This window comes from Halobacillus sp. ACCC02827 (assembly GCF_030291935.1).
In the GTDB taxonomy this organism is placed as follows: domain Bacteria; phylum Bacillota; class Bacilli; order Bacillales; family Halobacillaceae; genus Halobacillus.
Genome location: NZ_CP128168.1, coordinates 3,096,128 through 3,116,963, shown reverse-complemented (window position 1 = coordinate 3,116,963; position 20,836 = coordinate 3,096,128). Strand labels below are relative to the sequence as shown.

Sequence of the window (20,836 nt, the reverse complement as noted above, 5' to 3'; positions counted from 1 at the left end):
GAGTGTCGCGTATGTGGAAAGAGCAGTACGAACGATGGAAAGAATTCAAAGGACTGGATGCCGAGCTTTCAACGAAGCTTGGAGAATTGTCAGAAGATGAACAGTCCCTGGAGGATGCATTCTACAAAGACTTGGAATTCGGAACGGGAGGCATGCGCGGAAAGCTCGGACCGGGAACGAACCGCATGAACATCTATACCGTCCGTAAAGCGGCTGAAGGCCTTGCTGCTTACGTCAACGATCAAGGCATGTCGAAGAAAGGCGTCGCCATCGCATACGACTCCCGATACATGTCCAAAGAGTTCGCAGTCGAAACGGCACGTGTCCTCGGAGCACACGGCATTCCATCCTACGTATTCACTTCCTTACGACCGACACCGGAATTGTCGTTCGCTGTCCGTCATCTCGGCGCAGCAGCAGGCGTCGTCGTGACGGCAAGCCACAACCCGCCGGAATACAACGGCTTCAAAGCCTACAACGAAGACGGCGGCCAGCTGCCACCGGAACAGGCGGAGATCATGATCGATTTCGTCAACAAAGTCGAGAACGAACTGGAAGTCGACGCAGCCGATCAGAAGGAATTGGAAGAGAACGGCCTTCTGCGCTGGATCGATGAAGAGGTCGATCAAGCCTACTTGAAAGCGTTGGAATCCGTCACCGTCCAGAATGAGATCGATAAGGATCTGTCACTCGTCTTCACACCGCTGCACGGAACGGCCCGCCACCTTGTGGAAAAAGGATTGGCGCAGAGTGGTTTCACATCCGTCCATATCGTGGAAGAACAGGCCAAACCGGATCCGGAATTCTCCACCGTCGCTTCTCCGAACCCGGAAGAGCATCAGGCGTTCGAAATCGCCATCGAACAGGGCAAAGCGATTGGTGCGGATCTCCTGCTTGCGACAGACCCGGATGCCGACCGTCTCGGCGTCGCCGTACCGGATGAGAACGGGGAATACCAGGTGCTGACCGGGAACCAGACCGGTGCCCTCATGCTCGATTACATCCTCGGCCAGTCGGCGGAAATTCCGAAGAACGGCCGCATGATCAAGACGATCGTGACCTCCGAATTCGGCCGCGTCATCGCCGATTCTTACGGCATCAGCTCTCTTGATACACTGACAGGCTTTAAATTCATCGGTGAGAAGATCCGCGAGTACGAGCAGACGAAGGAACACACCTTCCTCTTCGGTTATGAAGAGAGCTACGGCTACCTTGTCAAAGACTTCGCCCGCGACAAAGATGCCGTCCAGTCGGCTGTCTTGATCGCTGAAGTCGGCGCTTACTATAAGAACCAGGGCAAGACGCTTTTGGATGCGTTGAACGATCTGTACGAGAAGCACGGCTTCTTCCTGGAAGGGCTCCAGTCCATGAAGCTCGAAGGAAAAGCAGGTGCGGACACGATCCAGACGATCATGAACGACTTCCGCGAAGCGGATATCACGGAAGCAGGCGGCAAGAAGGTCGTGGCTGTCGAAGACTACAGCACGTCCATCCGCCGCGACGTCGAAAGCGGCAGCGAAGAACACATCGACCTGCCGGCATCGAACGTCGTGAAGTTCATTCTGGAGGACGACTGCTGGTTCTGTCTCCGCCCGTCCGGAACCGAACCGAAAATCAAATTCTACTACGGCGTGAAATCCGGAGCGAAAGCCGACAGCGAAGCACTGCTTGAAGCAGTCAAAGCAACCGTCAACGAACGCCTCCACGCGCTTATCTAATTAAAAACCGACCCCTTTCCATAATGGAAGGGGGTTTTTTGTGGTGTGAAGAAAGGTAGGTTCTTAGCAGATCACTACTACTTCGCTTCACCAAGCCCATGGAAGGGTGTATATGCGAAGGGCGGAGGGAAATGGGGCAGACTCCTACGGGATTAGCGGAACAGGTGAGACCCCGGAAGAGCGCAGCGATGAGGAGGCTCACCGGCCGCCCCGTGGAAAGCGCCCCATTTCCCGCAGCCCGTTCTCGGATAGGAAGGAGACGGAACTTCTGTGGGGAGTGGTGAACAGGTCTAGGGCTTTCCGTCTTCCTATATGTGAAAAGAGGCCTCCGGCAAGTGTCCCGAACACAGTCACCAAGCGGCAAAAACCTGCATACGAATAGGATTAAAAGGGCTTTCAATTTGTTGACAAATAAGCGATAATAGAATAAAATACTGAAAATTCAGATTTAATAACGAAGGGGTGGGCAACGTGTTGAACATAAAAATGTTAAAACCATACTATGTTAAGGAAGACAAACGCTTTATCCGTGTCGTTCTCGCCTACCAGTACTTTTCCTTATTCATCGATAACGAACTATACCAATTCATCCCGATGGAATCCAGAGAAATCATCATCGACCGAAACAAAAAGCGAGTACACAACGTCTTCGATATCTTCGTCTTCCAACGAGGCAAGAAGATGGTCTACGTCTCCGTGACCGACTTGCTTCAGCTTCCGGAATTCATTACACACCTTCACACGATTGTGTCGCCGTATTACGAAGAGGGGATCGAAATCAGCCAGCAATCATCAAGAGAAGTGAAAGAACTCATCCGTGAATTAGAAAAAAATAATCTTCGGCGCCTCATTGACAGGGCGATCGACGAACAAGATGAAGACGCGTTTCATCTTCTGACAGAGAAATGGAATGCGTTGTACACATGAACCAAGCGGGTATGATCGCTCATGCCTGCTTTTTTATTTCCTGAGATTACTTGTCCTTGTCGCATAGTGAACGTTTTCATGATGAAAAATGTAGAAGGATGAAAGTCTCATCATTTTTTTAAAAAATAAAGGAAACTAACTGAAAATAGTTAAAAAATAGTGAATTTAGTTAAAATATTTAACTCATTCATCCATTATAATAAGACTAGATTTACAGGTATAGGAAATTAAGGCACCGAGGGATCATACATAAACGACCCGGGGCCGCAGCGAAACCAAACCAGGGAGGTTGCCGAACAATGAATACAAAACCTGATATGCACGTGCTGGATGAGGAATGGGTGTCCCTGATGAGAGAAGCCAAGGCACAAGGTTTAAGTGTGGAAGACGTCAAGAATTACTTACAACAAGAGCATATAAGATCACGAAAAACCATATAGAAGGAATACACCTCTCCAAACCGGGAGGTGTATTTTTTTCCAAAGTGTTCTAGTATAATAGATAGAAAGTTGGATGGTGGGGGGAGGACCCTATGAGTAATCATGAATGGATTCATCTGTTGAAGGATTGCTCGCTCGCTTTCCAGATGCCGGTGTTCATGGTCAATGATCAGCCGAAGATGATTTATCATTACCCGGATCACCTGATGCGCCCGCCGCAGTTCGTGCGTGATTCCAATGTGCAGTACGTTAAGGAAAGCAAGAAACACCCCTTCCGTCTCCGTATGTATTCGGATGAGTTCATGCAGAGTTATTTTCTCTATACGATCAAAAGGACCGATATAGAAGTTGTACTTGGTATCGGTCCTTTTTTGTCTAATCAGATAGGAAAGAAAAAGGTGAAGGCGCGGGTCGCCGGCCGCGGGCTTGCGCCGGATGTGGAAGAAACCCTTCTGCACTACTTCGATCAGCTGTCCGTCCTCAGCGAAAACAGGATCAAAGCGATCGAGCATCTGCTTGTGCAGATTCTGCCCCGGCCGGAACTTTCTTCTTCCTTTAATGAGCAGGCGCAGATGCGCCGCCAGTTGAATGATTATTCACGGACGGTTCCTGCCTATTCGGAAGCGGTCGCTGCGAAAGAGAAGTTCCAGCAGCTGTTCCTGTCAGGATCGCCTGAGGCGGTGGCTGCTTATGCAAATTATAAGAAACTGCTTCAGCCTACCCATTCGGACAGGGACGAGATCCGTTCGGCGAAGAACCAGTTGATCCGACTGATTACCGAGCTCGGAAACTGGTCCATCGAAGCAGGATCGCAGCCGGATGAGATCATGTCATTAAACGACTTCTATTTGAATTATTTGGAGACGAGAGAGACGCTCGGGGAAGTGGAAGAGCTCGAGCAGAATGTCTTACGGTCCTTTCTGGAACGGATCGGCGGGACGAATGAAATGCTCCGGTCCTCTCCACTTGTCGAGCGGACGAAACGGTACATATTTGAGAACCTCGGCAGGCACTTGACCTTGAAAAAAATCGCCGATGCGATGAACGTGAACCCGAACTACCTTTCCGGCATTTTCGCACGGGAAGTCGGGGTCGCCATCACTCACTTCATCAATCAGCAACGGATCGAAGAGGCGAAGGAACTGCTCTCGATAACGAACTACTCGCTGCTTGAAATCAGCACCCTGCTCGGCTACAACAGCCAAAGCTATTTCACACGGGTGTTCAAGGGTGTCGAAGGCATCGGGCCGAAGGAATTCCGGAAGAAATACCAGACCTATGAAGATTAAACAGCCGGGAGGTACGCCTCCCGGCTGTTTTTTTATGCGAATGTTCTCAAAAAAGAATAATAGAAGAAGAAAATCTACGAAAAAGCGAGAAATTCCTGCACTTTATGTTCTTAATAATGAAATTTATTCTTTTATTTCCGGTAGGTTTCGTATTATAATATTCTTAATAACGAACATCTTGATTCTATGACCGGCCGGCTGTTCGCTGGTTGATGAAAGTGAGGTTGGAAAAGTGACTTCCATTGGTGAGAAAATCCGTGTCCTTAGAGTGAGCAAAGAGTTGTCCGTCAACGAGTTTGCCAAGAAATCAGGGGTTTCCAAGTCTTATATCAGCAACATCGAACGAGGTGTGCAGAAGAACCCGTCCTTGATCATCATGGGGAAGTTGGCGAAGACGCTCGACGTCTCGCTGGAGGAGCTTTTGACACATAAATATGCGAAAGAACTGCAGCTGGAGGAAAAGGAGTAACTCAGCTTCGAAACGCCGATTAATCTGACAGGTGGTGACATGGTGAGAAACAAGACAATCTTCACAAGAGAAGCGGCGCGAAGGAATATCGCAACCATGTATTTGCCGATTCGTCGTCCAGGCAGCCCGGATATTCTTGTATTGGATCCGATCATCGATCAGTACTCCCAGCTTTTACTGAAGCCGGGGTGGCAGCTCCTCTGTTCCAAAGGGAGCGTTTTTGCTCAATCAGAGACAGAAACGCTCCCTGTAAACCGGATGATGGAAGCCGTAACCGGGGATGAATCGCCCCTTTCCTATGTGCAGGCGGCGGTCTGCTTCCATCATCTGCTCGACTACAGCGACCATCCGACGGGTGTCAATGCCTATACCATCATGGATGATGCCTTTGTTCGGGAGCTGGACCTGCTCGGTCAGTGGAAGATGGGCCGTTGGGAAAGAAGCTTCAATCCGATTTTCTTCTATGATTCCCTGCTTCACCCGGCTGTCATCCTGTTTACCTATCACCGGGAAGGGCCGGGGACGATCCAGAAGCATATCCACCGTTTCGCTTATCAATCCTACGCCCTGCAGACGATGCAGCGGACATGGACCTCCCATTCCTGAAACAGGCAGAAGCCTTCCCGGGCTTCTGCCTGTTTTTATGTATTTGTTCAAGATGCATTTTTTTAATGAGAGAGCGGGCTCCGGGAAATAGGACGCTTTCCGCGGGGTGGCCGGTGAGCCTCCTCATCGCATTCATTCTTCCGGGGTCTCACCTGTGCCACAATTCCCGCAGGAGTCTGTCCTTTTTCCCTCCGCCCTATACCAAGCATATGCTCTTTAGTGTTAACACCAGAAACTCTCGTTACCTGCTTGAAGGCATAAACCTGGAATAGTTTGTGCCCAGGTGTACGTTCGCTTTCATCTTAGACAAGATCGTTTAACAACATATTCAGCTAGGGATTAGGCGTCTACCTGTTTTCTTCACGTTTCGACTCTAGTTACATAAAATAAAGAAAAATAGACAAAACACTTTTTAAATATTTACAAATACCTTATGATAGGAGAAATAGTCGAAAAATTGGACACATTTCCCGGGAAATGAAGCGAATGATGAAACTTTTTCGGTTATGTAGCCGTCTAATCTATACAAGATACATAGACTGCCGTCAAAAAAAGTAGTTTTGTCCCGAATGTTTGAGTGAACCGTAGTAGAAAGCTATGTTTGAAAAGGTGGGTAGCATGGATAATTTAAAGGAATTGTTACAGAACATCATTCAGAAGACAGAGAACTCTGAGCTGCTATCATCAAGAGAAGTCATCGACCATATGATTGAAGAATTACAACAACGATAAATAGATAGAAAACAGCGTCCATCCGGACGCTGTTTTCATTTTGCCCTCTTGTTTTTCCGCCATATTTGCTGTACCCCTTCGAGAATGGATGGCCCTGTTTCCTGGAACCCTTCGAGCAGGCTCCCTCGCGTGTAAGTCGATGTAACTATCGAAATTGACGAAAAATAGAGACAACGTTTGACAAAACTCGCCTTCACCTGTGATATAATGTTAGCGTTGTCTCAAAACGAAAGACTAAAAATAGTTAGTGAGGATTTGTATGAACATTTATATAGACTTGACCATTGCTATTCTTTTGTCCATGGCCGTCAGTTATGTGCTGGTTTTTCCGGTCATGAAGCTTGCTGTAAAGTGGAAGATGATGGACTATCCGGAAATGAGAAAAATACATAAAGAAATCACTCCCCGCATGGGAGGGCTGGCGATCTTCGGTGGTACGGCTGCCGGGCTTTTGTACACGCGACCTGATGTACCGTATCTCCTGCCGATCTGTATCGGCGGATTCGTCATCGTCCTGACGGGACTGCTTGACGACCGCTTCCAGATCCGTCCGCTCTATAAGCTGGCCGGTCAGGTGATCGCGGCGCTGATCCTGATTTTCTCGGGACTGCAGATCGACGTACTCAGTATACCGTTCATCGGTATGGTGACGCTCAGTGATCCTGTCAGTATCCTCTTGTCGTTCTTCTGGATCATCGGGATTACGAACGCGATCAACTTGATCGACGGTCTAGACGGCCTCGCTGCCGGTGTGTCGACCATATCGCTGATCAGTATAGCGGTCATGGCACTTGCCATCGAGCCGCAGGTCGCTATCGTTTACCTCTGTGTCGTGCTGATCGGTTCGAACATCGGCTTTCTGTTCCATAACTTCTACCCGGCGTCGATTTATATGGGCGATACAGGGTCCTTGTTCCTCGGGTATTCGATGGCCGTCATCTCGATGGTCGGTCTGTTCAAGAACGTGACGTTGTTCAGCTTCATCATTCCGATCATCGTGCTTGCGATTCCTGTGTTCGATACGTTGTTCTCGATCCTGCGCAGGCTCATCAACAAGCAGAAGATCATGATGCCGGATAACAAGCATATCCACTATCAGATTCTGGCGGCCGGCTTCAGCCACCGGACGACGGTATTGATCATTTATGCGTTCAGTGCGATTTTCGGTTTTCTGGCACTCTTGTTCTCGCTGACTTCGTTCGGCATATCGTTGATCATTACGATCGTGATTTTGTTCCTGCTTCATCTGTTTGCGGAGATGACGGGTGTCGTCTCCGGCGGAAAGCGTCCGGTCATCGGGCTGTTTTCGAGAGGGAAGAAGGAAAAGCGAAAAGAAGAAGGTTAAAAGAGCGGGGATTTCCCCCGCTCTTTTTTTCTGCTTGTCAAAGAAGTAATTTTCATTCCGGCTCACGGGCGACGCTGTTAATCTCCGGGGAAGGCTGCGCTTTCCGCGGGCGGCCGGCGAGCCTCCTCAGAGCTCCGCTCTTCCGGGGTCTCTCCTGTCTCGCTTTTCCCGCAGGAGTCTCCGCCTTCCCCTCCGATCAACAGCTGATGAGTGTCAGGCATGATGGGAGTGCCGTCCTACTTTTCTCCCTTTTATTAGAAGTATAAAACCACCGAATCAATTTCGATTCGGTGGTTTTTGGCTTCTACATTTTTAGAAGTTCTTCCGCGAGGGGTTCTAACGGAAAAAACCACCCGCAGAAGTCCCACTCAGCGTTTGTATCTAAATACGGAACGCTAATTTCAGCAAAGGGCGGAGGGAAATGGGCAGACTCCAACGGGATTAGCGGAATAGGTGAGACCCCGGAAGAGCGAATGCGATGAGGAGGCTCAGCGGCCGCCCCGTGGAAAGCGTCCCATTTCCCGGAGCCCGGTCCTCTCCATATCGATAAGAACCCCCCTTGAATGAACCGAGGGGGTTTTTTATGATGATACCTTCATGCCAAAAGTTATTGGGGGTGGATTACAAACCGATTAATACGAATCGACATCCCCCGGGGTGATGTACCACTTCGTCTGGTCGTTCATTTCTTCCGTCCGCGGGTGGAGGTCTTTTCCTACGAGCGGCATCGGACTGTCTTTATGGACGAAGCCCTTCGCTTTCAGGATGCCGGCGGCGAACGTATGAGGCAGCGCCCAGGATTGGACGACATCCGCATGCTTCAGCTCCAGCAGCGCCTGATCGAGGAGCACCGGCCACACATGTTCATCGACGCCGAGCCAGTCGATCAAGAGACCGTTCGTAAACGACCCTTCGCTTTGGTGTGTGATGACATAGCCCTTCAGCTCGCCTTCCTTATACAGAGCAATCATTTTATACGCTTTCGTCGCATGGTCGAAATAGCGCCAGTTCAAGTAGGCACTGTCCCGGACGACCAGCCCGTCCGCCATGTGCTTCGTCTGTTCCGCGAGTTGGTCGAACGCTTCGTCACAGCGGGTGATTTCTTTTTTCTCATAGCCGTCCAACTGTCCCTTCGGAGAACGGAGCTTCGTATAGAGGCCGTCCAGCGATTTCACGGCCTTCAGCGGCTTGAATTTGGTGGAAAGCAGGTGCAGCGGCTTCTGGACGTACATCCAGCGCGGCATATCGGTCAGATGGGTCGCGCCGGTGTAGCGGAGGAAGAGCTCCTTCGCCTTCGGTGCAGGAAAACCGTACAAGTACTCGATGCCGGCTTTCTTCCCTTCGGTGAGGAGAGCGTCGTTCAGTTTCTTGTAGACGCCTTTCCCGCGGGCGTCGGGGTCGACCATCGTATCGACACGGATCCCGACCGTCGTGACTTCGCCTTTGATATAGGCATCCATCAGCCAGAGACTGATGTGACCGAGAATTTTCCCTTCCTCCTCGAAGACGAGGATGAATGGTTCTTTATGTTTAGGGTTCTGTTTGAATTTCCATTCCCACGCACCGAGCGGGCGCTCCTGATGGAACGTTTTCGTAAACAGGGTCTGTATTTGTGCTTCATCGCCTGGTTGATAGCGTCTGACTGTCATTTCGGATTCTTTCCTTTCTATATGAAGAAAATCATGCATCCAGTATAGCAAAAAAAGCTCCCGCCGCGCATGAACCGTTCGCTTCAGAGGCGGACATTTGTCTGTTTGTGGAAATATCACCGCTGGATGTTGTCGGAACAGGTCGCTTCGAAGTATAATTGATGCATGTGTTTATATGATGAGGATAGAACCGATTACGGAAATAAGCTACAATGGATAATCGGAGATCCTATTTCTTAGAAATGTTTGAACAATGGAGAAAAGAGGAACACAGGCAAGAGTTTGCTTTTTTTTATCCATTATATAAGAAAGATGACAACAAACGTCATAAACGCCGGATGTTGTCGAATGCTATAAGGAGTAGGACTAATTTGTCACTCATCCATCTATATACAAACGAATGCAAATAAACGGTACCACACTGATCACAACGTTCGTGTCAGAAAGAAAGGGAGTATAGTAGTATGAAGAAGTCACTGTGTGTCGTCGGTTTAGGGTATATCGGTCTGCCTACATCTGTCATGTTCGCCATTCATGGCCATCAGGTGCACGGCGTGGACGTCAACCGTAAAGCGGTGGAAATGATCAACAACAAGCAGCTGCATATCGAAGAGAACGGGCTGCAGGAGCGTCTGGAAGAGGCTGTGGATGCAGGCATGTTCAAGGCTTCTCTTGAACCGACGGAGGCAGATGTATTCGTCATCGCTGTTCCATCCCCGATCCGTGAAGATAAAACAGCCAACCTCGATTACGTCCGTAAAGCGACAGAATCGATCGTGCCATTCGTGAAGGAAGGCAACCTCGTCATCCTTGAATCGACGGTACCTCCGCGTACGGTGGAGGATGTCATGCTTCCGGTCCTGGAGCAGACGGGCCTTGAGCTTGGTAAAGAATTGTTCGTCTCCCACTCTCCGGAGCGCGTCATTCCAGGGAAGGTGTTCCAGGAGCTTGTCGACAACGACCGCATCGTCGGCGGAATCGACGACAAGTCTTCCGAAATGACGAAGGAATTGTACGAGTCGTTCGTCAAAGGGACCATCCACTTGACGGATGCGACGACAGCGGAGATGGCGAAGGTCATCGAGAACACATATCGTGACGTGAACATCGCGTTCGCGAACGAGCTTGCCCGCATCAGCGACAAGATCGGCGTCAATGCGTGGGAAGCGATCAAGCTTGCGAACTTCCACCCGCGTGTCAACATCCATACACCAGGTCCCGGCGTCGGTGGACACTGCATCGCGGTCGATCCTTGGTTCTTAGCGGAGATCGAGCCGGAGATTTCGGAAATCATCCAGCTGTCTCGTAATACGAATGATTACATGCCTGTCTATACGGCCGACCAGATCGAGAAGCTGATGAAGGAACAGTTCATCAACGACCCGAAAGTCGCGTTGTTCGGACTATCGTTCAAAGCGAACATCGACGACCAGCGGGAGAGCCCGTCCTTGAAGGTCATCATGGAGCTTGTCCAGCGCGGCATCAGCTTCACGTCTTATGACCCGCATATCAAGGAGAACGTCGTATCCAACCAGACGCAGGATATGGACGAGGCGCTCAAAGATGCGGACATCGTCGTCATTTTAACCGACCACGACGAGTTCAAGAAGCTCGATCCGGAAACGATCAAAGATAAGATGGGCAGCCGTGTCGTCTATGATACGAAGAACGCCCTCAATTTAGATACATGGAAAGCTGCTGGATTCGTCGCCAAGCGTTTGGGCGATTCCAAGAATGGATAAGTTAAGGTGAGAGCATGAAGGAACAGTTTTTAGGTGTCGATGTAAGCAGTCATTCCTATAATGACTTGAAGCGGAATGTGTTGGCAGATATCGAAAACAAGAAGCAGTCGTTCGTCGTCGCGATCAACCCGGAGAAGATTCTGAAAGCCCAGGAAGATGTCGATTTGAAGAACCTGCTCAATAAAGCGACCTATCAGATTCCGGACGGTGTAGGAGTCCTGATCGCTTCCAAGCTCAACAAAGGCAGCATCAAAGAGCGCGTCACAGGTATCGACATGCTGATGACGCTGTGCGGTCTCGCTCAGGAAAACGACAAATCCGTCTTTCTCTACGGTGCGAAGCCGGGCATCGCGGAAGAAGCGAAGGACAAGCTGATCGAAGAATTTCCGGGACTGAACGTCGCCGGTGTCATCGACGGCTACGAGAAGGACGAGCAGAAGATCATCGAAACGATCAACGCGGCAAAGCCGGACATCCTTTTCGTCGCACTAGGCAGCCCGCGTCAGGAATACTGGATCGTCGAGAACATGGATAAGCTCGACGTGAGCATCTTCCAAGGCGTCGGCGGTTCGTTCGACGTGCTGTCCGGCCGGATCAAACGGGCGCCTGCCGTTTTCCAGCGCTTCGGTCTGGAGTGGCTGTATCGTCTGATTTCCGAACCGTGGCGGATCAAACGCCAAATCCGTCTCCCGCTTTTCCTTCTGAAAGTGTGGAAGGCTAAAAAATAACTAGAGTTTTACCATCCGGATGCGTAGAAGAGACGCATCTGGATTTTTTTATGTAAAAAACAGAATATTAGTCCTATTTTTCTATAAAACCCCCATTACTATACTCCTAAATACTTGCAATCTTGCAAATGAACCCCAAGCGCCATTGTTTGTTGTCAGTACCTCCGATATAATGAGGTTCTGTGTAGAATAAGAAACTATTCCCATGGATCTACGTGAAAAATATGGCATTTTGTCGTTTTCTGTTAAACATCCAGACCCCCTCAGCCGATGAAAGAAGGAGAGAGATTTCTCTCCGTTCGGAAAACGATCGAGTGAAGTTTCTTAGCACACGGCTCCTTCTTTTGATAGAAAAGAGTAGGTCAAAAGACGGAGAATCTTTTCATCCTCGCGTTTATTTTTTTCCGATTCTTACAACACGTACCACCTCATTCTCTTATCTATTACTTCAATCCAGCAGAACATCGTGAGAAACCGAACAAGAGGAAGGGAAGCAGCACTGCTTTCGGGCAAACACAGACCAAATAGGAGGTAATCATGAAGAAGATCCACGTGCTCAGTTTCTTTGTTCTATTCAGTTTATTCGCCATCTTCCCTACGGAAGCTGCGGCGGAACGGACCGTCGTCCTCGACCCGGGACACGGAGGAATCTATTCCGGAACCACCGGCTATTCCGGTGCATCGACGGGTTATTATGAGAAGCATTTCAACTTGGAAACAGCCAAGAAAATGAAGGCGGCACTTGAGGCCGAGGGGTATGACGTACATATGACTCGGGAAGGCGATACGCAATTCTCGTCCGTCCTCCGCACAGATCTGAAGATGCGGTCGGACAACGGGAACGACTATGTGAAAGGGAACAATGACAATGCCATTTTCCTTTCCATTCATTCGAACGCGCTTCCATCCAACCCTTATATGAGAGGGTATGAAACGTATTATTTCGATATGGATACGATCAGTTCTACATACCCGCCGGACCCGATGCAGATCGAGTATGCACCGGAGAGTAAGCGGCTGACGAATGCAGTACATAAGAACATTTTGGCGGGAACGCCGCTGAAAGAAGGACGGGGCAAGGTGCCCGGCAACCTGTATGTGACAAGGAATGCCCAGATGCCGTCCGCTCTCCTCGAATTCGGCTACATGTCGAATCCGGAGGAAGAGAAGCTGATCCAAACGGCATCCTTCCAGAATCAGGCGGCAGCGGCTGTCGTGAAGGCAGCGGATGAGTTTTTCCAAGTGTATGAAGTCCGCACCCATGACGATGAGCTGTTGAAGCGTACCGAAGATAAGAGCGAAGCGCTCGATTATGCCGAGTCGAAGGACAACGTCTATGTCTTCGACAAGTATGCCCAGGAGCGAATCTATAACAATATCAATAAACGCTACGGCGTCTATCATTCTTCCAACAGCTCGGCGACAGAGTTGTTCTTGGATCGGGACGAAGCGATTGCCCATGCGAAGAAGTGGAAGAACATGCGCGTCGTCGATAACAAGGAAGGCCGTGTGATCTGGTCCAACTACCTGGATAAGAGCTATAAGGTCGTCCACTCCAACCAAGGCACGCTCTTTGAAGCCTATACGGAAGACGAAGCCGTCGCCTATGCGAAGAAATGGAAGAATACGTCCGTCATCAACGAGAAGAACGACAAGGTCGTCTGGACGAACTATTTGAAAGAAATCTATGACGTAACCCATACAGAGAAAGGCAGTCTTGCTTCCTTCTATAGAGAAGATGAAGCGGTCGCCTATGCGAAACATTGGAAGAACACGAAAGTGACGAACACCCAATCGGGAGATGTCGTCTGGGATAATATCGAATCCGGCTACAGCTATGCGTTCGATACGAAGAAGCTCTCCGGAAAAGACCGGATGAAGACGGCCGTCGAAGTATCGAAAGAGCTGTATCCGAACGGATTCCAGAGCGGAAGCCGCACCGTGGTGCTCGCGACAGCATTCGAATTTGCGGATGCCCTGTCGGCAGGACCGCTTGCTGCAAAATATGACAATGCGCCGATCCTCTTGAACCGGACGGAATCGTTAAGCACCGAAGTGAGTCAGGAACTCGCCCGTCTGAAGGCGGACAAGGTTCTGCTTCTCGGTGGAGAGAATGCCCTGTCCAAAAAAGTGGAGGATCAGTTGAAGAAGAACTACGCCGTCGAGCGTATTTCCGGTAAGACAAGGATCGAATCGAACATTGCGATCAACAAACATCTGACGAATGCAGAAGGTGTCTTCGTCGCTTCCAGCACAAGCTTCCCGGATGCACTGGAAGCATCAGCGATCGCAGCAGCGAACGGCTGGTCGATCATTTTGACAGATAAAGAGGAAATCGGGGACGAAAGCCTCGCTTATCTTGCAGGGAAAGAAGTAGCGATCCTCGGTGGAACAGCCGTCGTTTCTGAAGAAGTCGAGAAATCGATCATCAACAACAACGGGGCAGACCGTGTCGTCCGCCTGTCTGGTGCGACGCGTTATGGAACCGTCGTTGAAGCGATCCGTCACTTTGAGGATGAGCTCCATGCGGATACCGTCCTGACAGCGACAGGAACGAACTATCCGGATGCGCTCACAGCATCCTCCTTATCAGCGAAGACATCTGCACCGCTGATTCTCGTCGGAAAAGATCTTGATCCTGATATGAAAGAGCTGTTACAAACATACGGCCGCGAGAACGTCGTCGATCGTCTGGACGTCATCGGTGGTGTCGTAACCGATCAACTGCGTAATGAAATCGCCGGTTATTTGAAGTAAGAAGGAGTGTAGAGCTATGAGAAAAGGATGGATGCCTGCTTCCGTACTGTTCATCGCTCTGCTGTCGGCCTGTTCCGAAGATGTGGACAAGGCCGATCAGCTGGAGCCTTCCGAAGAGCCGACGGAGGAAGCGGCCGAAGAAGAAACGGACGCTGCGCCGGAATCCGAAACCGAAGCGCCTGAGGAAGAAGCTCAGGAAGATACGGAGAGCGGGGAAGCCGCTGCCGAACCTGCGGAAGAGGATGGAAAGGCCGAAGAAGAAGCACCTGCCGAAGAGGAAGCACAGACGGAGGAAGATGGGACGCCGGAAGAGGAACCTGCCGCTGAGGAAGAAGCAGAAGCAGGGGATGACAGCGTAAACGCCGCCGGTGACAAAGCATCGGAGTCGGAGGAAGAAACGAACGTCGGTCTGAAGGCATACATGCCGGACGGTCCGATGACGAAGACATTCCTTCAGAACGGGGAGTACGAAGCGACTTATGACATCGTTGCGGTGAAAGGGAACTTCGTCCAGCGGGTCATCACCTTCGGGGATATGGTGACGCTGCAGGTATTGGAATGGAAAGAAGGCAGCATCGCTGTCGTTTACGAAGAGTACAACCCGAAGGATACGTCTAATATGCTCGATACATTCGAGCCTGTCGAAACGATCAATGTCCTCGTCGACGCGACGAAAGGCGATACCGATCAGTTCCAGATCGTCGATCAGAAGGCGACGGTCCAATCCGATGTCCAGACGTTCGATAACGTCATCATCGTACGTTCGGTTTCCCAGGGCGGGAACGTCATCACCCTCCAGTCCTACGCGCCTGGTGTCGGGTTGATTGACGAACAAATTGAGGACAACGGAGATAACGGTTATGAAGTCGACTCCAAGCTTACCGCTTTGAAAAAATAAACTATGCATAAGAGAGAGGTAACGATCATGAAAAAACGTCTGCCACTATTGACTGCTGTCTTGTTCGGCTCCCTTGTTGCACCGCTGTCTGCCAACGCGGAATCAGCGAGTGACTGGATCGTTGAGAAACAGAAAGAGTCCTTCACTGTGGAGGAAGGGACGACTGTCGACATCACGAACGGAGAAACGTCTGCTGCGGTCACGATCCGTGACAATGGCAAAGTCGTAGAAGAGAAGAAAATCGACCTGACGAAAGTGACGGAAGTACATAAGCTTTCCGATAACCTCCTGGCTGTCTTTTACCGCGCCGACGGTTCCGGACAGAGCCTGTTCTTCGACGTCTACAACACCGATACGTGGGAGAAAGTCTACGGTTCTGACGCCTACGAGCGAGCGAACTTCAAAGTCGACGGTGGAAAAATCGCCGTTGATTATCCTACCTTCGACGAAGATGCGATCAGCACAGAGCCTTCCGCTATCGTGACAGATACGTTCACGTTGGATGGTGGTGAAGTGAAGAAAGATGCGGCGGAGGATAAGATTTCCGCTCAGAGTGCCACGGTGAAAGCAGCGAGCACGTCGGTGAATGAGAAATACAAAAACCCGAGCTACGCGGAAATCAACCGGATGCTGACCGATGCTGCCGAAGAGTTCGATATGCCGCCGGAAGTCGTGAAAGCGATCGCCTTCCAGGAAAGCGGCTGGCAGCAGTACTGGGACCCGGGCCGTACGCCGGTGTCGCATTATCAGAACAGTTGTACATCCAACAGCACGACAGGAACGAAGTGGGACGGCACGAACGTGAAGCTAGGTTACGACTGTATCGGAATCGGCATCATGCAGGTATCGGACTACCGTTTCATCGAAGATCCGGTCAAGCGTCAAGAGGAAGTGACGAAGCTTTCCACGGATATCAACTACAACATCCGTGAAGGTCTGAAAATCCTCGATCAAAAGTGGAAGTACGCCAACAGCGGCCTGATTCCGACGGTCAACAATGCGGATCGTGACGTCATCGAGAACTGGTACTTCGCCATTCTCGCTTACAACGGCCTGTCTTCCCGTAACCACCCGATCGACAGTGCCTATGTTTCCTACCAGGACAAAGTGTACGACCGGATGCGTTCCTACGGATTGTTCCCTGTCACGCCACTTGCGACACAGGAACTCAATCCGAGAATCGACGGCATCCTGAAGTTTGAGAAAACCAATGTAACGATCGACAACCCGGTCCATACATCGAAGGCTGCCTTCACAAAGGGGCAGAAGGTCTATGTGACGGCAGGATCGCTTAACATGCGCTCCACACCGAACGGCGTCGTCAGAGCGAGCCTGAAGCGCGGCGATGCGCTGACGGTCACAGGTCCGGCGATCGGATCGAACAGCAACACGCAGCACTGGATGTGGTACCCTGTCCGCACGTCAAGCGGAATGACCGGCTATGTCGCTTCCAGCTACCTGTCTGAAAATAAAGAACCACGCTCCGTCGAGCTTGCTGGTAAGCACCGCTATGACACAAGTGCTTCCCTTTCCAACTTCGGATGGCATTGGGACAAGCCGAAAGTCGCTGTCTTAGGACGCGGCGATCTGCCGATTGATTCCCTGACAGGAAGCGTCCTTGCTTCCTATTATGATTCGCCGCTGCTTTTGACACAGCCGGATATTCTTCCCGAGCATGTCGAAAAAGAGCTGCGACGCATGAACCCGGATAAGATCTATCTATTGGGCGGCGAAGGTGGAGCGATCTCCGCTAAGGTCGAAAACCAATTAAAGAGCCAGTTCGGCAACGTCGTCCGCCTTTCCGGCGACACGCGTTACGGCACAGCTTACGAAATTGCGGATGAATTGACGAACCAGATCAATGTCGATGAGATTTTCGTCACGACTGCGGATGCAGAATCTCCGGATGCCTTGTCGATCGCTTCCTATGCAGGACAGGCGCACACGCCGATCTTGTTGACAGGAACGAACGATCTGGATGAAGAGACGAGCCGGTTCATCAAGGAGAACGGCGTCAAGAAGGTGACGATCATCGGCGGAACGAACGCGGTTTCGTCACGGGTCGAATCCCAGCTGAAGAGCCAGGTCGGCACGGTCGAGCGTGTCTCCGGTTCGGATCGTTTCAGTACGAGTGTGAAGATTGCGCAGAAGTACTTCGGTAAGAACATGGAGAATGTTTTCTTCGCCCGCGGCCATATCGTGGTCGATGCTTTGTCTGCATCGCCGCTCGCTGCGAAGATGGAAGCTCCGATCATCCTGACACGGACAGACGCTGTTCCGAGCACGGTATCGGGTTACTTGAAGGGCTTGAACATCGCACCTAAGCTCTACTATCTAGGTGGAGATGCAGCCATCTCCGGTTCCACACGTTCCAAGCTTGAAAGCTATCGTTGATCGAATCCTAAACACTGTTTGGTCGATATAAAAAGCGCGTAGAGTCCAAGTTGACTCTACGTGCTTTTTTCATTTCCGTTAACTTATCGGGTTCCGAATTGCATACTACACGATGAAGTATGAAGTAGGTGCAGGCGTCTGTTTTTTTCTCTCATCCAGCTGGGGATTGGAGGGCAGGGCGGAGACTCCTGCGGGAAAAGCGAGACAGGAGAGACCCCGGAAGAGCGTAGCTCTGAGGAGGCTCGCCGACCGCCCGCGGAAAGCGCAGCCCTGCCCGGAAATCCCCGGCGGCAGCAAGTTGCTGTTGCCCCCCGGGAAATAGACGGGATGGTACTGAGCAAAGCTGTGTTGTGTTTTCTGCACGAATAGGTTAAGCACTATACTCTTTCCTCTCATCGAGCTGGGAGTTGGAGGCAAGGACGTAGAATCCTGCGGAAAAGCGAGACATTAGAGACCCCGGAAGAGCATAGCGCTGAGAAGGCTCGCCGCCCGCCCGCGGAAAGCACAGTTCTGCCCGGAAACCCCCGGCGGGTTGAACCACACAGGGATGAGATGATCCTGCGTCGATCTAACCAACTTTACAAATTAATGGGAATAATTTTACTAGCAAATTACGATTGCCTGGAAGTTATGGTAAAATCACAAGATATGATTTATAGTTGTAATTGTCGTATTTTGTATGAAATACCCAAAAGTGAAAGAGGTAAATATAGTGAAATCTAAATTAGGACTAGCCAGTATTCTGTTCATCGGTGCGACCTTGCTGCTGAAGGTTTCCGGGCTGATCCGCGACATGGTCGTCGCCTATTATTTCGGGGACAGCTACGTGGCGGATGCGTACCTTGCTGCCTTCATCATCCCCAACATGTTGATTCTCTTCATGCAGAACGGGATGAAGAACGCGCTCGTACCAAGCTACATCGACGCCGTGGAAGAGAATCGCGGCAGGAGCCATTTAGGACAGGTCTTCAAGGGGACGCTCGTCCTCGCTTTTGTGCTGTCCTTGATCGGCATGGCGGTGGCGCCGTTCATGATCCGCATCTTCTATCCGGATTTCAGTCCGGAGGCGACGGAGATCGCGACATGGGTTACGGTCATCTTCTTCTCATGTATCGCCATCGTCGGCATGAACGCGGTGCTGGAGGCGTTCTTTGACGCCGAAAGCAAGTTCTCGCTGTCGATCGTCTCGCAGATCATCGTCATCCTGAGCTCGATCCTGTCTGCGTTCCTTTTCGCAAACAAAATCGGGCCGTACTCGCTTGCGCTCGGGTATGTCGTCGGAACGGTGTTGTCGCTTGTCTTCAAGCTGTTCATCACCATTCCGAACAAGTCGATGCGCATCCGCGAGAAGCTGGACTGGATCGAAGTGAAGAAGTTCTACTGGGTGTTCCTGCCCGTCGGACTCACCGTTGCGGTCGGCCAGGTCAACTTGATGGTCGGCTCGATCTTCGCCGGTTTCCAGGGCGAAGGGGCGGTCACCTACATCAACTACGCGAAGAACCTCGTCCACATGCCACAGGCGATCTTCGGCGTGACGATCGCGACGATCATCTTCCCGATGCTCTCAAAAGCGATCACGAACGAGGATAACGACCTGTTCAAGCGCGGCATTGAAAAAGGGCTCACGACGATGTACCTCGTGCTTATGCCGGCGGTCATCGGCATGATGCTTCTGATGCCTAACTTGATCGAGCTCTTTTTCCAGCGCGGAGCGTTCGGAGAAGACGCGACAACGGCCACATCCCAGGTTGCGTACTACTACTTCGGGTCCGTCCTGTTCTTCAGCCTGAACAACGTCATCAACAAAGGCTTCTACACGCTGAAGAAAGGCCACATGATCCTGATGATCAGCATCGGCTCGATCGGCCTGAACGTGTTGTTCAACTTCCTGTTTGCGGAGTGGCTCGGCTACCTTGGTATCCCGCTTGCTGCATCCGTCATGGCCCTGTTCTACACAGGTGCCTGTCTGATCGTCTTCGTGAAGCTCGTGGGCAGCCTCGACTTCAGGGCGATCATCATCGACTATGTGAAAATTACGATCGCAACGGCGATCATGGCAGCCGCCGTCTACGGCCTGCTTCAAGTGATGGACACGATTCCGAACATCATCCAGATCATCACGGCAGCCATTACAGGCGCCATCGTATTCGTCATCGCCGTCTTTGCGATGAGAACGAATGCCTTCCTATTTTTATGGAATAATCTAACCAAACGAAAGAAGAAGGGGAATCGTGATGAGTAGAAAAGAATTAGCTATGAAAGTCGTCCGCCCGGTCAACTCGCCGGTGACGAAGACGTTGTTGAAGCGGCATTATAATGAAGATTTGGAGCCTGTCATCGATGAGGGCGTGAAGAACGTCCTCGTCCTTGCTCCACATATGGATGATGAGACGATCGGACCCGGCGCGACGCTCCGCAAGCACGCCGATGCCGGTGCGAATGTCCACGTCCTGTTCATCACGGACGGCGGAAGCAGCGTCAGCGACCTGTCGAAGGAAGAGCTGATGGAGGCCCGCCGTGCGGAAATCGATGAAGTCACGACCATCCTCGGTCTGACGAGCGTCGATTACTTGAACCTTCCGGATGGAAGCGTTTCGAGCGAACCGACCAGCATTTCCTACATCAAAGAGAAAATCGAACGGATCCAGCCGGAGGTCATCTATACGACGCCGTACATAGATGCTCATCCGGACCATACCCATACAGCGCAGCTCCTTGCTGATACGCTGAAGGAGCTGCAGAACTTCTATCCGAAGGTCCGCATGTATGAAATCAACTGTGCTTTCCCGCCGAGTGCGATCAACTGTGTGATCGACACGACGGATCAGCACGGCTATAAAGTCGAAGCGACGAAAGTGTTCGGCTCCCAGGCCATCGCCTTCGACGGCTTCCTTGAGCTCAATCACCTGAAGGGGAATCTCGTTACTCCCGGAGTTGAGACGGCGGAAGCCTTCATCGAATGGGAGCGGGGGTACTTCATCAACCACTGTGACACCCTGACGAATATGAACTACCATTTCCCGAAATACTTCAAACAAGTCAACCGGACAGACACACTGCTGTGGGCGATCTTTAAGAACTACGCCATGAAGAAAGATCTCTACCGCAAAACGATGCCCTAAATAACAGAAAAGAGGTGCCT

The 20,836-nt window shown here is 50.9% G+C and carries 16 protein-coding genes; 14 read left to right on the top strand and 2 right to left on the bottom strand.

All coding sequences use genetic code 11. The features are described from left to right. Positions 1-11: 11 nt before the first annotated feature. The 7 genes from QRD89_RS16475 (at position 12) to QRD89_RS16445 (ending at position 7,526) form a co-directional block, all read left to right on the top strand. Positions 12-1,718 carry a phospho-sugar mutase gene (locus tag QRD89_RS16475; protein ID WP_286095829.1) on the top strand — a complete coding sequence of 569 codons (1,707 nt, stop codon included), beginning with the start codon at positions 12-14 and terminating at the stop codon, positions 1,716-1,718. A gap of 471 nt (positions 1,719-2,189) precedes the next feature. After that, positions 2,190-2,645 (top strand): IDEAL domain-containing protein, encoded by a 456-nt coding sequence (locus QRD89_RS16470; protein ID WP_008639974.1) that lies wholly within the window; start codon positions 2,190-2,192, stop codon positions 2,643-2,645. Positions 2,646-2,944: 299 nt separating this feature from the next. Next, positions 2,945-3,085 (top strand): anti-repressor SinI family protein, encoded by a 141-nt coding sequence (locus tag QRD89_RS16465; protein WP_008639976.1) that lies wholly within the window; start codon positions 2,945-2,947, stop codon positions 3,083-3,085. A gap of 92 nt (positions 3,086-3,177) precedes the next feature. Beyond that, positions 3,178-4,374 carry a helix-turn-helix domain-containing protein gene (locus QRD89_RS16460; RefSeq protein WP_286095828.1) on the top strand — a complete coding sequence of 399 codons (1,197 nt, stop codon included), beginning with the start codon at positions 3,178-3,180 and terminating at the stop codon, positions 4,372-4,374. A gap of 232 nt (positions 4,375-4,606) precedes the next feature. Beyond that, positions 4,607-4,843, top strand: a complete 237-nt coding sequence (locus QRD89_RS16455) for a helix-turn-helix domain-containing protein (protein ID WP_008639979.1) — start codon at positions 4,607-4,609, stop codon at positions 4,841-4,843. A gap of 39 nt (positions 4,844-4,882) precedes the next feature. Next, on the top strand, positions 4,883-5,449 hold the full coding sequence (locus tag QRD89_RS16450) for a hypothetical protein (RefSeq protein WP_062514795.1): 567 nt from the start codon (positions 4,883-4,885) through the stop codon (positions 5,447-5,449). Positions 5,450-6,440: 991 nt separating this feature from the next. Beyond that, the gene (locus tag QRD89_RS16445) at positions 6,441-7,526 is read left to right on the top strand and encodes a glycosyltransferase family 4 protein (protein WP_008640240.1); all 1,086 of its coding nucleotides are present in this window, start codon (positions 6,441-6,443) and stop codon (positions 7,524-7,526) included. Between the two features lie 77 nt (positions 7,527-7,603). On the opposite strand, the gene QRD89_RS16440 is transcribed toward QRD89_RS16445, so the two are convergent. After that, positions 7,604-7,747, bottom strand: a complete 144-nt coding sequence (locus tag QRD89_RS16440; protein ID WP_286095827.1) for a hypothetical protein — start codon at positions 7,745-7,747, stop codon at positions 7,604-7,606. Positions 7,748-8,158: 411 nt separating this feature from the next. Then, positions 8,159-9,175 carry a GNAT family N-acetyltransferase gene (locus QRD89_RS16435; RefSeq protein WP_286095826.1) on the bottom strand — a complete coding sequence of 339 codons (1,017 nt, stop codon included), beginning with the start codon at positions 9,173-9,175 and terminating at the stop codon, positions 8,159-8,161. Between the two features lie 464 nt (positions 9,176-9,639). Here QRD89_RS16435 and QRD89_RS16430 point away from each other — a divergent pair, with 464 nt between their 5' ends. From QRD89_RS16430 to QRD89_RS16395, 7 genes are all read left to right on the top strand, one after another. Beyond that, entirely contained in the window at positions 9,640-10,917 is a 1,278-nt protein-coding gene (locus tag QRD89_RS16430; protein WP_062514790.1) for a nucleotide sugar dehydrogenase, read from the top strand. 14 nt (positions 10,918-10,931) lie between these two features. Next, positions 10,932-11,645 (top strand): WecB/TagA/CpsF family glycosyltransferase, encoded by a 714-nt coding sequence (locus tag QRD89_RS16425; protein WP_062514789.1) that lies wholly within the window; start codon positions 10,932-10,934, stop codon positions 11,643-11,645. 537 nt (positions 11,646-12,182) lie between these two features. Beyond that, complete coding sequence (locus tag QRD89_RS16420) at positions 12,183-14,402, top strand: cell wall-binding repeat-containing protein (RefSeq protein ID WP_286095825.1); 2,220 nt, start codon at positions 12,183-12,185, stop codon at positions 14,400-14,402. A 16-nt stretch (positions 14,403-14,418) separates the two neighbouring features. After that, a complete protein-coding gene (locus QRD89_RS16415; protein WP_286095824.1) occupies positions 14,419-15,300 on the top strand; it encodes a hypothetical protein in 882 nt (293 codons plus the stop codon). A 27-nt stretch (positions 15,301-15,327) separates the two neighbouring features. Then, complete coding sequence (locus tag QRD89_RS16410) at positions 15,328-17,694, top strand: cell wall-binding repeat-containing protein (protein ID WP_286095823.1); 2,367 nt, start codon at positions 15,328-15,330, stop codon at positions 17,692-17,694. Between the two features lie 712 nt (positions 17,695-18,406). Further along, the gene (gene murJ, locus QRD89_RS16400) at positions 18,407-19,936 is read left to right on the top strand and encodes a murein biosynthesis integral membrane protein MurJ (RefSeq protein ID WP_286095822.1); all 1,530 of its coding nucleotides are present in this window, start codon (positions 18,407-18,409) and stop codon (positions 19,934-19,936) included. Then, entirely contained in the window at positions 19,929-20,816 is an 888-nt protein-coding gene (locus tag QRD89_RS16395) for a PIG-L deacetylase family protein (protein ID WP_286095821.1), read from the top strand. Before murJ ends, QRD89_RS16395 begins: the two co-directional genes overlap by 8 nt. Positions 20,817-20,836: the final 20 nt, after the last annotated feature.

Excerpts from the sequence above, each read along its gene's own strand:
- QRD89_RS16445 (WP_008640240.1), top strand. The coding sequence starts at position 6,441 with ATGAACATTTATATAGACTTGACCATTGCTATTCTTTTGTCCATGGCC.
- QRD89_RS16440 (WP_286095827.1), bottom strand. The coding sequence starts at position 7,747 with ATGCCTGACACTCATCAGCTGTTGATCGGAGGGGAAGGCGGAGACTCC.
- QRD89_RS16460 (WP_286095828.1), top strand. The coding sequence starts at position 3,178 with ATGAGTAATCATGAATGGATTCATCTGTTGAAGGATTGCTCGCTCGCT.
- QRD89_RS16475 (WP_286095829.1), top strand. The coding sequence starts at position 12 with ATGTGGAAAGAGCAGTACGAACGATGGAAAGAATTCAAAGGACTGGAT.
- QRD89_RS16425 (WP_062514789.1), top strand. The coding sequence starts at position 10,932 with ATGAAGGAACAGTTTTTAGGTGTCGATGTAAGCAGTCATTCCTATAAT.
- QRD89_RS16465 (WP_008639976.1), top strand. The coding sequence starts at position 2,945 with ATGAATACAAAACCTGATATGCACGTGCTGGATGAGGAATGGGTGTCC.
- QRD89_RS16430 (WP_062514790.1), top strand. The coding sequence starts at position 9,640 with ATGAAGAAGTCACTGTGTGTCGTCGGTTTAGGGTATATCGGTCTGCCT.
- QRD89_RS16420 (WP_286095825.1), top strand. The coding sequence starts at position 12,183 with ATGAAGAAGATCCACGTGCTCAGTTTCTTTGTTCTATTCAGTTTATTC.
- QRD89_RS16435 (WP_286095826.1), bottom strand. The coding sequence starts at position 9,175 with ATGACAGTCAGACGCTATCAACCAGGCGATGAAGCACAAATACAGACC.
- QRD89_RS16395 (WP_286095821.1), top strand. The coding sequence starts at position 19,929 with ATGAGTAGAAAAGAATTAGCTATGAAAGTCGTCCGCCCGGTCAACTCG.
- QRD89_RS16415 (WP_286095824.1), top strand. The coding sequence starts at position 14,419 with ATGAGAAAAGGATGGATGCCTGCTTCCGTACTGTTCATCGCTCTGCTG.
- QRD89_RS16410 (WP_286095823.1), top strand. The coding sequence starts at position 15,328 with ATGAAAAAACGTCTGCCACTATTGACTGCTGTCTTGTTCGGCTCCCTT.
- QRD89_RS16450 (WP_062514795.1), top strand. The coding sequence starts at position 4,883 with ATGGTGAGAAACAAGACAATCTTCACAAGAGAAGCGGCGCGAAGGAAT.